The sequence below is a fragment of the Thiohalophilus sp. genome, from assembly GCF_046483665.1.
Classification (GTDB): domain Bacteria; phylum Pseudomonadota; class Gammaproteobacteria; order UBA6429; family Thiohalophilaceae; genus Thiohalophilus.
Window position 1 is genome coordinate 37405 of record NZ_JAWOCR010000049.1, and the last position, 13396, is coordinate 50800.

The 13396-nt window shown below is 58.4% G+C and carries 11 protein-coding genes; 7 read left to right on the forward strand and 4 right to left on the reverse strand.

Features of this window, described 5'->3' with window-relative positions:
* Positions 1-204 precede the first annotated feature (204 nt).
* From topA to R6U90_RS10765, 4 genes are all read right to left on the reverse strand, one after another.
* Positions 205-2508, reverse strand: a complete 2304-nt coding sequence (gene topA, locus R6U90_RS10750) for a type I DNA topoisomerase (protein ID WP_410352691.1) — start codon at positions 2506-2508, stop codon at positions 205-207.
* Between the two features lie 75 nt (positions 2509-2583).
* Positions 2584-3063, reverse strand: coding sequence for a DUF494 family protein (locus R6U90_RS10755; protein ID WP_322567342.1), 480 nt, complete (start codon positions 3061-3063; stop codon positions 2584-2586).
* Between the two features lie 12 nt (positions 3064-3075).
* Entirely contained in the window at positions 3076-4185 is a 1110-nt protein-coding gene (gene dprA, locus R6U90_RS10760) for a DNA-processing protein DprA (protein WP_410352692.1), read from the reverse strand.
* Between the two features lie 164 nt (positions 4186-4349).
* Positions 4350-5519 (reverse strand): LysM peptidoglycan-binding domain-containing protein, encoded by a 1170-nt coding sequence (locus tag R6U90_RS10765; protein WP_410352693.1) that lies wholly within the window; start codon positions 5517-5519, stop codon positions 4350-4352.
* 150 nt (positions 5520-5669) lie between these two features.
* Here R6U90_RS10765 and def point away from each other — a divergent pair, with 150 nt between their 5' ends.
* From def to trkA, 7 genes are all read left to right on the forward strand, one after another.
* A complete protein-coding gene (gene def, locus R6U90_RS10770; RefSeq protein ID WP_410352694.1) occupies positions 5670-6173 on the forward strand; it encodes a peptide deformylase in 504 nt (167 codons plus the stop codon).
* A 98-nt stretch (positions 6174-6271) separates the two neighbouring features.
* Complete coding sequence (gene fmt, locus R6U90_RS10775; protein ID WP_410352695.1) at positions 6272-7228, forward strand: methionyl-tRNA formyltransferase; 957 nt, start codon at positions 6272-6274, stop codon at positions 7226-7228.
* Positions 7225-8526 (forward strand): 16S rRNA (cytosine(967)-C(5))-methyltransferase RsmB, encoded by a 1302-nt coding sequence (gene rsmB, locus R6U90_RS10780; RefSeq protein WP_410352696.1) that lies wholly within the window; start codon positions 7225-7227, stop codon positions 8524-8526. The genes fmt and rsmB overlap by 4 nt, the downstream gene beginning before the upstream one ends.
* A complete protein-coding gene (locus R6U90_RS10785) occupies positions 8489-9100 on the forward strand; it encodes a DUF4390 domain-containing protein (protein WP_410352697.1) in 612 nt (203 codons plus the stop codon). The genes rsmB and R6U90_RS10785 overlap by 38 nt, the downstream gene beginning before the upstream one ends.
* Entirely contained in the window at positions 9082-11331 is a 2250-nt protein-coding gene (locus R6U90_RS10790) for an ATP-binding protein (RefSeq protein ID WP_410352698.1), read from the forward strand. Before R6U90_RS10785 ends, R6U90_RS10790 begins: the two co-directional genes overlap by 19 nt.
* Positions 11318-12736 (forward strand): sigma-54-dependent transcriptional regulator, encoded by a 1419-nt coding sequence (locus R6U90_RS10795; RefSeq protein ID WP_410352699.1) that lies wholly within the window; start codon positions 11318-11320, stop codon positions 12734-12736. The genes R6U90_RS10790 and R6U90_RS10795 overlap by 14 nt, the downstream gene beginning before the upstream one ends.
* Positions 12737-12793: 57 nt before the next feature.
* Positions 12794-13396 (forward strand): Trk system potassium transporter TrkA (gene trkA / locus R6U90_RS10800; RefSeq protein WP_410352700.1); only part of this gene is annotated, 603 nt, incomplete at its 3' end.

Consider the following 13396-nt stretch of genomic DNA (forward strand, 5'->3'; position numbering starts at 1 on the left):
TCGATATCTCTGATTACTGGCCTCACTTATGAGGCCTCGCGTTACATCTATATGTAATAAAAATGATATTTGCGTTCATTCGCGGATTATTCCAGATCGTATCGCGGCGCAGCCGCTCCCTACAACGTGCCATGGCTAAACAAGTCAGTTCGGCCACGATAGACGATTCACGACTTACAACTGCCATCTGCCAACTTTATTATTTTATTCCTGTTCCGCCTCTTCCTCGGTTTCCACCGCTTCGCTGTAATTGCACTCTTTTTGCGGGCAGACTTTTTCGGTGCCACGCCGCTTGGTGGTCTTGAGTGTCAGCATCGGCCAGCCACACTCGGGACAGGCTTCGTTGAGCGGCTGGTTCCAGACCGCGTATTTACAGTCAGGATAGCGCTCGCAAGAGAAGAAGATCTTGCCGCTGCGCGCCTTGCGCTTGAGCATATTACCCTGTTTGCACTCGGGACACTGCACACCGGTGTTTTCCGGTTTTTCCAGCGGTTCGATATAACGGCAATCGGGATAACCGCTACAACCGATGAACTTGCCATAACGGCCGTGACGGATGATCAGATCCGAACCGCAGTCGGGACACTTGCGCCCCTCGATCACTTCCGGCTCGGCGTTGGCGTCCTCGTTAACGTTACGGGTGTAATCGCACTCGGGATAGTTATTACAGCCGATAAACCGGCCGCGGCGGCCCAGCCGAATGGCCAGACTGCCGCCACACTTGGGACATTTTTCCTCGATTTGCTCGTGCGTCACATCCTTGCGATCCACGCTCTTGTCTTTCTCCTCAACCAGTTCGTGGAAGGGTTCCCAGAAGTCTTTCATCATCGGCACCCAGTCTTTCTCGCCGCGGGATATGGCATCCAGGTCATCTTCCATATGCGCGGTGAACTCGTAATCCACGTAGCGGGGAAAATGTTCGGTCAGGAACTTGTTAACGATGCGTCCGACGTCGGTCGGGATAAAACGCTTCTTGTCCATCTCCACGTATTCACGCTGCTGCAGGGTGGAGATAATCGAGGCATAAGTCGAAGGACGTCCGATACCATATTCTTCCAGCGCCTTGACCAGGCTGGCTTCAGAGTAACGCGGCGGCGGTTCGGTGAAGTGCTGCTCGGGGAGGATCTTGAGCAGTTTAACCACATCGCCTTCTTTCATCGGCGGCAGGATGCGATCCTTGTCGTCTTTGTCCTTCTTGCTGTCATCCTCGCTTTCCAGATACAGCGCCATAAACCCGGGCTTGACCACGGTAGAGCCGTTGGCGCGAAACAGGTTGTCCGGACTGCCGGCGGCCAGGTCCACGGCCACGGTATCCATGGTGGCATGGATCATCTGGCAGGCGACGGTGCGTTTCCAGATCAGCTCATAGAGGCGGAATTGATCCTTGCTCAAATGCTTTTTAATTTGTGCCGGCTCGTGCAAGACTGACGTCGGACGAATCGCTTCGTGTGCTTCCTGGGCATTTTTGGATTTGGTTTTGAACTGACGCGGTTCGCCGGGGAGGTTATCGGCGCCGTACTTGTCCTGAATATACTGCCGGATCTCGGTCAACGCTTCGTCGGCCAGATTTAGCGAATCGGTACGCATGTAGGTGATCAGACCCACGGTTTCACCACCAAGATCGATCCCTTCATACAGCTGCTGGGCGACACTCATGGTTTTGCGTGCAGTAAAACCCAGCTTACGCGAGGCTTCCTGCTGCATGGTGGAAGTGGTGAACGGCGCAGCCGGGTTACGCTTGCGCTGTTTCTTCTCGACCTTGTAGACGGTGAGTTTACCGTTGGCGGCGGAGCTTAAAGTCTGCTCGGCGTCTTTGGCTTTCTTTTCGTTGTTGATGGTGAACTGGCTGACTTTCTTGCCCTTGAGACAAGTCAGCTTGGCAGTGAAGGTCTGTTTCTGTTGCTCCACCTCGGCATCGACCGTCCAGTATTCCCTGGGCTTGAAGTTTTCGATTTCATTCTCGCGCTCGACGATCAAACGCAGGGCGGGGCTTTGCACCCGGCCAGCGGACAGCCCGCGGCGTATTTTTTTCCATAACAGGGGCGAGAGATTAAAACCTACCAGGTAATCCAGCGCGCGACGCGCCAGCTGGGCATGAATCAGATCATCAGACAGTTCACGCGGGTGTTCGACCGCATCGTTAACCGCACGCTTGGTAATCTCGTTAAAGGCCACGCGGCCGACATCCTTGTCCTTGAGCAGGCCCCGGTCTTTTAAAATTTCATACAGATGCCAGGAGATAGCTTCGCCCTCGCGATCCGGGTCCGTTGCGAGATAGAGGTTATCGGCTTTTTTTAATGATTTTGCAATCGCATCAACATGTTTCTCGTTCTTTTCAATGAGTTGATACTTCATAGCGAAGTCATGCTCGGGATCGACCGCGCCTTCTTTGGGTAACAGATCGCGGACATGACCATAGGAGGCCAGGACCTCGTAATCCTTGCCAAGATATTTTTTGATCGTTTTGGCCTTGGCGGGCGACTCAACGATGACCAGACTTTTAGCCATAAGTATTGGTTACTCTTATAAAAGCAAATGCCCGCGTTTAGCGGGCACCGGGGTTAACTCTGCTTGTTTTACCACTCAATGCAGAATACCGGGCATTTCGTCAAACACCAGATCTTCCATCCAGGCAAATGCCGCTTCCCTGCCCGGCTGGTTAAACAGTACCATCAGGACGACCCATTTGAGCTGCTCGAGATCAATCTCGTCTTCGCCCAGTGCCATGACCCGATCAATCACCATTTCACGGGTGAAATGATCGAGAACACCGGTCTGTTCCAGGAACAGCAGAAATCCGCGCGCCTCGATATCCAGTCGCTCACATTCCTCGGCGGTATAGATACGAATTGAACCGGTGGTTTTGCCACTGTAAATCGACGGGTCATCCTGCAGAGCAACCAGTCCTTCCAGCCACTCAAAGGCCCGTGTGATTTCGACCTGACGAAAACCGGCTTCCTGCAGTTCAACGCGCAGTGTTTCCTCGTCCGTATCGAATTCTATTTCATCATTCATATAGTTTTCAAACAGATACATCAATACGTCGAGTACACTCTCTTTCATTTTTCTACCCCTCTAGCAGGTCTGGCAATAATGACCACCGCTGGTGGCGGCTACAAAGCCTTGCAATTCCAGTACCAAGAGCATGGAACAAACGGCATCGGCCGTCAATCCACTACGTTCTACCACGGTGTCTACGGATGTCGGCTCGTAACCGATGCACTCCAGCACTTTTTGATACTCCGCATCCAGTTCAGGTGCAGAGTCACCAGCCGGTTCGTCCGTCCCGGCCGTCGCTGTATAGGCCACCAGTGAACCGAGTTCTTCCAATATATCCTGCGCGGTCTCGACCAGTTTGGCCCCCTGGCGCAATAACTGATGACAACCCCGGGCCTGCGGATTATGAATGGAACCGGGTACGGCAAAAACCTCACGCCCCTGCTCCAGCGCCAGCCGGGCGGTGATCAGCGACCCGCTCTGGAGCGCCGCCTCCACCACCAGCGTGCCCACCGACAGACCGCTGATAATGCGGTTGCGGCGCGGAAAGTTCGCGGCCAGCGGCGGCATGCCCGGCGCAAACTCGGAGACCAGCGCTCCCTGCATTGCAATCTCGTGCGCCAGCTCACGATGCCGGGCTGGATAGACCCGATCCAGTCCGGTACCCACCACGGCGACACTATAGCCACTGCCTTTCAGGGCCCCCCGATGGCTGGCGGCATCGATGCCCAGGGCCAGACCGCTGGTAATGGTTAATCCCATCCCGGCCAGATGGCGGGCAAACTCCCGGGCGGTTTCCTGCCCGACCGGGGTCGGGTTGCGACTCCCGACCATCGCCAGCTGGGGCAGAGACAGACAATCGGGGTCGCCGAATACATACAACAGCAATGGCGGGGCACTGATCTCCCGCAGGCGCGCGGGATAACGCGGATCCGTCAGGGGCAGTATGTGTGCCCGGGACTGACCGGCCCAGGCCAGATCGGCGTCGATCGCCGCTTCATCCGGGCTCAACAATGCCGCTACCGTCTCCTCGCGCAAACCGGCGGCGGACAACGCCGCTCGTCCGGCACCGAGAATCTTCCCGGGGCTGCCAAAACGCTCGTTCAGGGAGTGAAAAGTCGCGGGGCCGAGGTACGGGGCCCGATGAAGCACCAGCCAGGGGCGCAGTGATTCCTGTTGCTCAGCCATAGCTCCTGTCCAGACCAACTCCGTTTGGTCACCAATCCTGAGCGGATCTGCCGGTCGGATTGACGGTTTATCAGGCTAGTGTATCACCTGGCGGCGATTTGCACAGCCCTGCCACTTTTAAACCCCTGGCTGAATAAAGGCCTCCGACAGAGGAGGCCTTTTAGCTAGGGGTTGGCGATCTTGTCGTTCACATGCAGTGCACGATAGGCTTCCATCACCAGTGCATAGCTGACCTTCTCGTAAGTGCGAAACACCATCAGAATGCCGGCCCGCTCGTCGGGCAGATCCACATGAAAGCCGAACCAGCTGTCGGGATCCCGGGCCGTGCCGCCGTCCTGGTAAATGGCCATCACATGGCCCGGTTCCAGCCCCTCCCGGGTCCCCTTGTTCAGAACGACCACATTATACTGGCCGATCTGGGAAAGACCGTTGTGCACCGCAATGATCTCGCCTTCGACTTCTTTTTTGGGTGGCCGAGGGAAGAAATTAAACTCGAGCTGCTGATCCTCGACCGGCAGCAGGCGATCGCCATTGAGTACTTCCTGCTGGGCCCGGGTGATATTCAGTGTAACCACGTCATCCCGACCGCTCTTGCCCCGGGTGACCCGGGCATCGGCCAGCCGGATGACTTCATAGCCCAGCACTTCCCCGCTTTGTGGATCCCGGTAGACCCGGCCCGGACGCACCACCTCATAACGACCGATGCTCTCATCCTGGATGTCCCGGGCATAAATCCGGTTACCCGTACCGCTGATCAGATGCTCCTCGAAACTGGAAACAATATACGGAGCCTCCTCCAGCTCGTCCTTGCCGATGACCCGCGGACGCTGCAAAAACGGGGCAATCACCGAGCGCCGGATGGTCGGGATAGCCTTTTCGATTGACTCATAGCGCGCCCGGGGCGACAATTTTTCGGTCTCGATACCACCGGTCGGCGGTGCCACGCCGCCACTGCCTTCCAGGGTGAGATAGGGTTTACCGTCGGCGTCGCGATACAGCACGACGACATCACCGGGATAGATCAGATGCGGATTGCGAATCTCGGGGTTGATATGCCAGACCTGCGGCCATAACCAGGGATCATTGAGAAAACGCCCGGCAATACCCCACAGGGTGTCACCCTTTTTGACCACATAACGTTCGGGATAGTCGGGTTTGAAAACCGGTTTTTCCGGTTCCGGGGCCTCGGGCTCCTGCAGGGAATAGCTGCTGGTCTGGGGTGCCGGCGCAGGCGGCTGTTCCGGAGGCGAGCCACAGGCCGTAAGACCCAGGCCCAGCAAAACAATGGACAGGAAACGTGTCAATCTGAGGCCAGTCAGTTTATTATTCACCATGCAAGGTTCCCCTGTCAGAGGCCGCTTTATTATTCGAGTTTAATCGACCTGGCGCCCGGAACAAGCCCGAATCTGGCAGGTCTATCCTAGTAGTATCATAATGTTAGCAGCTTTTTCTACACTTGTACTAGAGAAACATCACGAAATCATATGGCAATACTCAATATTTTGAATTATCCCGATGATCGGTTACGCATCAAGGCGAAGCCGGTGACCGAGTTTGACGCGCGCCTGCACCGGCAGATCGACGACATGTTCGAGACCATGTACGCCGCGCCCGGCATCGGCCTGGCCGCCACCCAGGTGGATTTCCATCAGCGGCTGATCGTGATCGACGTCTCCGAGGACAAGAGCCAGCCGCTGGTGGTGATCAACCCGGAGATCACCGAAAAGGACGGCATCCAGCAGATCGACGAAGGCTGCCTGTCAGTGCCCGGCATTTACGAGCCGGTCGAGCGGGCCGAGCATATTCGCCTCAAGATGCAGGACAGCGACGGCAAGCCGGTGGAAATGGAGGCCGAAGGGCTGCTGGCGGTCTGCATCCAGCACGAAATGGATCACCTGCAAGGCAAGCTGTTCGTCGACTATCTCTCCGACCTCAAGCGCCAGCGCATCCGTAAAAAGCTGCAAAAACAACAACGGCAGGTCGGATAAATCCGACAGGGGCTAGGGGCTAGTTTCTAGGTCCTAGAACCTAGGCCCTAGCACCTAGTCACTTATCCAGCGGCGGCACTTAACTTAAAAAAATAACGATGGCCTCTCCCTCTCCCCTGATCTTTGCCGGAACCCCCGACTTTGCTGCCACGGCCCTGCGTGCCCTGCTGGATGCGGGTTATGAGATTGCTGCAGTGTATACCCAGCCGGATCGCCCGGCGGGGCGGGGGCGCAAGCCGCAGGCCAGCCCGGTCAAGCAACTGGCGCTGGCGCACAACCTGCCCGTCTGCCAGCCGGAGCATTTCAAATCCGACGAAGCCCTGCAGGAACTGGCGAGCTGGCAGGCGGATCGGATGATCGTTGCCGCCTACGGGCTGCTGCTGCCGCAAAAAGTACTGGAGATTCCCCGCCACGGCTGCCTGAATATTCACGCTTCGCTGTTGCCGCGCTGGCGGGGCGCGGCGCCTATTCAGCGGGCCATTCTGGCCGGCGACCGCGAGACCGGCATCACCATCATGCAGATGGATGCCGGGCTGGACACCGGCGATATGTTGCTCAAATTGTCCTGCCCCATCGCCCCGAATGATACCGGCGGCAGTCTGCACGACAGGCTGGCAAAACTGGGCGGCAAGGCGATTGTGCAAGCACTTGCTAACCTGGAGAACCTCATACCGCAGCCCCAGGACGACAGCCAGGCCACCTACGCCCGCAAACTGAACAAGGCCGAGGCGCGTATTGATTGGCACAAACCGGCCGAACAACTGGCCCGCGAAGTGCGCGCCTTTAATCCCTGGCCGGTCAGTCACACCCTGCTCGACGGTCAGCCCCTGCGCATCTGGCAGGCAAACGCCCGGACACAGAGGCCGACCGCGACACCCGGCAGCGTACTCAGTACCGACGTCGATGGCATTGAGGTAGCCTGTGGTGAGGGCACCCTGCTGCTGCAGCAAATCCAGCCGGCCGGCAGCAAGGCGATGAGCGCCGCGGCCTTCCTGCATGGTCGTCCCGGACGCATCGAACCCGGCATGCAGCTGGCCAACAGCGACAAACCATGAATGCCCGCCTCGCCAGCCTGCAGGTCCTGCAGCAAATCGTTCAGCAGGGGCAGAAGCTCGATAACGCCCTGGACAGTGTGATTCCACAACTGGAACAATCCCGGGATCAGGGCCTGCTCCAGCATCTGTGTTACGGGGTGATGCGCTGGTATCCGCAGCTGGAGTTCCTGCTCTCACAGCTATTGCACAAACCTTTAAAGAAGAAAGATGCCGATCTGCGCCTGCTGCTGTTACTCGGCCTCTATCAACTGCGTTTTACCCGGATTCCCGCTCATGCGGCGGTCGATGAGACCGTGGCCCTGACCAAACGCCTGAACAAGGGCTGGGCGCGGGGCATGGTCAACGCGGTGCTGCGCAATTACGAGCGTCGCCAAAATGAACTGGAATTGCGCCTGGAGCAGGCCCCCACGGCCCGCACCGCGCACCCCCCCTGGTTACTCACCGCGTTGCAACAGGCGTGGCCCGATCACTGGCCGGCGATCGTGGAAGCGAACAACACCCAGGCCCCCATGGCCCTGCGGGTCAATGACCGGCGCGGGAATCGTGATACCTATATAAAGCGTTTGCTCGATGCCGGTCTGGAAGCCCGCCCGGCCGCGCATACCGAAAGCGGCGTGATTCTGCAGGATCCCTGCCCGGTAGAGCAGTTGCCCGGCTTTGCCACGGGCGAGGTGTCCGTGCAGGACGGAGCCGCCCAGCTGGCGGCGACCCTGCTCGATGCGCAACCGGGTGAACGGGTACTGGATGCCTGCGCCGCCCCGGGCGGCAAGAGTGCCCACCTGCTGGAACGCCAGCCGGATCTGCAACAACTGATCGCACTGGATGTGGATGCCGCACGCCTGCAACGGGTGCAGGACACTCTGAGCCGCCTGGCACTGACGGCCACGCTGGTCACCGGCGACGCCGCCCGACCCGCCAGCTGGTGGGACGGGCAACCCTTCGATCGTATCCTGCTCGATGCCCCCTGCAGCGCCACCGGCGTGATTCGTCGTCATCCGGATATCAAACTACATCGTCGGCAAAGCGACATCCCCGCACTGGCCACCACACAACATGCTATGCTGTTGGCCCTGTGGCCCCTGCTCAAACCCGGCGGTACGCTGCTGTATGCAACCTGTTCGGTACTTCCCGAGGAAAACACGCAACAGGTGGAACGCTTTCTTGCGACCGGGAATACGGCACGGCATGTGCCTCTCGGGGCGAGCTGGGGATACCCCCTGTCGGCCGGACAACAGATCCTGCCGGGTGAGGATGAGATGGATGGTTTCTATTACGCACGTCTGGTCAAAACAAGCTGACACCAGCCGCCCGGCACCCGGACGTTGGCTCCGCGGCCTGTTGCTGGCCAGTGTGCTGGGCAGCGCGCCACTGGCCGTTGCCAGTAACGGGTTTGTTATTCGGGATGCCGGCATGGCTCTGCAAGGCGATGTCTATCACCTCCAGGCCCGTATCGATTATCAACTGTCCCCCGAGGCCATCGACGCGGTCAAAAATGGGCTCCCGCTGATCATCGCCATGGATATCCGGGTGGAACGTACCCACCGCTGGTGGTTGAACAAGGAGTTGGCGACGCTCACCCAGAATTACCTGCTGCTCTATCATGCGCTGACCGAAAAATATGTCATTCACAATCTCAACAGCGGGATTCAGGAAAACTATGTCAATCTGGACACTGCCCTGTGGGCACTGGGGCGCATCGACAGTCTGCCGCTGATTGACGCCAACCTGCTGGAACCGGGCGCCGAATACAAGGTGGAACTGCGCAGCCGCCTGGATATCGAATCCCTGCCTGCACCGATGCGCCCCCTGGCCTATATTTCCAGTGACTGGCAACTGCAAAGCGACTGGTACTCATGGTCATTGGTTCACTGATTCGCAAGCTGTTTTCCGGCAGCGCGCCGATCATCATTTTGTTCGTGCTGCTGTTGACCTCGCTCTATCTGATGAGCGGAGCCACGCATAACTCGGCCCTGTTCGGCAAACTCTATTCGTTGATGCTCGGCATTAACCTGCTGGCCATCGGCCTGTTGCTGGTGTTGATCGGCAAAAGCCTGTGGCAATTGATCCAGCAATACCGCAAACAGGACACCGGAACCCGCCTCACCGCCCGGCTGGTCGTCATGTTTATTATCCTCTCGGTGACGCCGGTGTCTGTGGTCTATTATTTCTCGCTCGACTTTATCAAGCGCGGTATCGACAGCTGGTTCGATGTGCGAGTGGAAAACGCTCTGAATGATGCCCTGGAACTGAGTCAGGCATCACTGGGCATGCGTATGCGCGAGCTGTTGCGCGAAACCCGGAGTCTGGGCCGCAATCTGTCCGATACCCCCGACAATCTCATGGCGCTGAAACTGAATGAGATTCACCGCAGTACCGAGGCATCCGAACTGACACTGTTCTCTCGTAACGGGCGCATTATCGCTTCCAGCAGTATGGAATCGACTCACCTGTTACCCGAACGACTGGATGACAGCAGTTTGCACATGCTCCGTCAGGGCAATGACGATATCGGACTGGTACCGATCAAGGATAGCGGGCTGCATTTTCGCGCGGCCGTCACCCTGCCGGGGCCCGACGCGGTGACCGAATCCCGCTTTTTACAGGCCCTGTTCCCGGTCAGCGATCGCCTCAACACTCTGGCCGACAGTGTGCAAACCGCGTTCAGTCAGTATCGGGAAGTGGCCTATCTGCGCACACCGCTCAAATACAGTTTTATCCTGACCCTGTCTCTGGTGTTGTTGCTCAGTATTCTGGTGTCGATCTGGGCGGCCTTTTATGCCGCGCGACGCATGGTGCAACCCATCTACGATCTGGTGGAAGGGACCCGGGCCGTGGCGGCCGGCAATTATGACAAGCGCCTGCCCCTGCCGGGTAAGGACGAACTGGGTTTTCTGGTGCGTTCGTTCAACGAAATGACCCACAAGATCGCCATCGCCCAGCAACAGGCCCAGCAGAGTCAGCACCAACTGGAAGCCCAGCACGCCTATCTGGAAGCCGTGCTGGCCAACCTCTCCTCCGGCGTGTTGACCCTGGATCACGATCATCGCCTGCGAACTCACAATCTGGCGGCCAGCGAGATACTGAACGTGGATCTCAATCGCTATCATGATGCGAGCCTGGATACGCTGGCCGAAGCCGAGCCCGCCACCCATCAGCTGATCGATGCCATTTGCCAGTACCTGGATGCCGGTGAACAGGAATGGCAGGAACAGGTCACCCTGTTCGGTCCCAACGGCCGCAAGGTGCTGATGTGCCGCGGTACCCCGTTACCCGACAGCGGCGATCGCGACAGCGGCAATATCATCGTCTTCGATGACATCACCGCCCTGATTCAGGCCCAGCGCAACGCGGCCTGGGGTGAAGTGGCCCGACGTCTGGCGCACGAAATCAAAAATCCGCTCACCCCCATTCAGCTGGCGGCCGAGCGTCTGCGACATAAATACCTGAAAAAGATGGAACAAAAGGATGCCGAGGTTCTGGACCGTTCGACCCACACCATTGTTCAGCAGGTGGAATCTCTCAAGCAGATGGTCAAGGCGTTCTCCGACTACGCGCGCATGCCTGAACTAGAGCTGGAAACGCTGGATCTGAATCACATCATCGACGAGGTCCTGGATCTGTATCGCACCAGCAATCACCAGATCCATTTTCGACTCGAACTGGACCCCAGCATGCCGCAGATCGAGGCCGACGCCGGCCGCGTGCGCCAGGTTCTGCACAATCTGTTCAAAAATGCGCTCGAAGCCATGGAGTATGCCAGTGGCGCCCGCATCCAGGTCAGCACCCGCTGTGCCCACGAACACAGCTGCCGCTATGTGGAATTGAAAATCGAGGACAACGGCCCGGGCATTCCGGCCAATGTATTCGACCAGTTGTTTGATCCCTATGTCACCACCAAACCGCGTGGCAGCGGCCTGGGTCTGGCCATCGTCAAGAAAATCATCGAGGAACACGGCGGCATGCTGTGGGCCGAAAACAATCCCGACGGCGGTGCTACCATTATTATTCGCCTGCCGGTGGTTTCCTCCGGCGCGGAAATCAGCGATACAATGGACAGCGATTCCGAATCAACCTATAACAGCAAAGATGATGCAGCCGCCTGAAGCCGCCGCCCGGGAACTGTCCGAGCCCACCACGTCTGCGCCCTATATTCTGGTGGTGGATGACGAGCCGGACATTCGCCAGTTACTCCAGGAGATCCTCGAGGACGAAGGTTACGAAGTCGCCGTGGCCGAAAACGGGGAAACCGCCCGCCAGCAACATCGTCAGCGCAAACCGGATCTGATCCTGCTGGACATCTGGATGCCGGATATCGACGGCATCACCCTGCTCAAGGAGTGGAAAGACGAGGAGCAGGCCGGCGGGCCGGTGATCATGATGTCCGGTCACGGCACCGTGGAAACGGCCGTCGAGGCGACCCGCCTGGGAGCCTATGACTTCATCGAAAAGCCGATTTCCCTGGCCAAGCTGCTGCTGACCATCGAACATGCGCTGGAAACCCAGAAACTACAACGCGAGAACCAGGGTCTGCGCCGCCACAACCTGCAGGTTCAGGAGCCCATCGGCAAAAGCGCGGTCATGCAGGGATTGCGCGATCAGCTGCGACGCATCGCCGAACACGACAGCGGCGTATTGATGAGCGGCGAACCGGGTTGCGGCATCCACATCGCCGCCCGATACCTGCACGACTCCAGCACCCGCCGCGACGGTCCGTTTGTCGAGGTCAATGCTGCCAGTCTCGCGCCGGACAATGCCGCCCGCGAACTGTTCGGCGCCGAACAGGGCGGCAGCGTGCATTACGGCCTGCTCGAACAGGCCAACGGTGGCACGCTGTTGCTGTACGATATTGCCGAAATGGACCTGGCCACCCAGGCCCGGCTCTATTCAGCCCTGGATACTCATAGCTTTTATCGTACCGGCGGCAATCAGCCGGTCGAGCTGCGTGTGCGCATTATCGCCGCCACCCACCAGGATCTGGAACAACGGGTGGCCGATGGCCAGTTTCGCAAGGACCTGTTTTATCTGCTGAATGTCGTCCCGGTGCGCATCCCCGCGCTGCGCGAACACCGCGAGGATGTTCCCGAGCTGCTCAACATTTTCACCAACCTGCTGGTGGATCAGGAAAAGCTGCCTTATCGCAAATTTAGCCTGGCGGCCCAGAACCGGCTGCGCAACTATCACTGGCCGGGCAATCTGCGCGAGCTGACCAACCTGATCCAGCGACTGCTGATCGTCGGTTCCGGCCATGAAATCGATGTCGACGAGGTCGATATCGCCCTGGGCGATACCGGGTCGGCGCTGCACAAGCGAGAGGTAGAGGTCAATTACGATCTGCCCTTGCGCGAGGCCCGCGAACAGTTCGAGCGCGACTATCTCGAGTATCAGCTGCGCAAGGCCCGGGGCAGTGTCGGCAAGGTCGCCCAGGCCGTGGGGCTGGAACGGACCCATCTGTATCGCAAGCTTCGCTCGCTGGGTATCGATCCGAAAAATATTCCCCAGGACGGGTAAACAGCCAGCAAACACTTTACAATTGCGTTCAAATAACAAGAACGTCTCTGGACTTTTATGAAGATCATCATCCTCGGCGCCGGTCAGGTCGGCAGTTCGCTGGCAGAGAATCTCGCCAGCGAGGCCAATGACATTACCCTGATCGACCAGCGTGAAGAGGTTCTGCAGGGACTGCAGGATCGCCTCGATCTGCGCACCGTCGTCGGTCATGCATCGCATCCCGAAGTCCTGCAGCGCGCGGGGGCCGACGACGCCGATATGCTGATCGCCGTTACCGACAGCGACGAAACCAACATGGTCGCCTGTCAGGTCGCCTCTACCATCTTCCATACCCCGACCAAGATCGCCCGGATCCGGGCCCTGGAATATCTCAAATACAAAAACCTGTTCAATCCGGCTGCCCTGCCCATCGATGTGCTGATCAGTCCCGAACAGTTGATCACCAATTATGTACAGAGTCTGATCAATCACCGCGGCGCCCTGCAGGTGCTCGATTTTGCCGAGGGGCTGGTCCAGCTGGTCGGGGTACGCGCCTATTATGGCGGCCCGCTGGTCGGGCATGAGCTGCGCACCCTGCGCCAGCACATGCCCGGGGTCGAGGCCCGGGTGGCGGCTATTTACCGGCGTGGACGACCGATTATTCCCGAGGGTCACACGGTC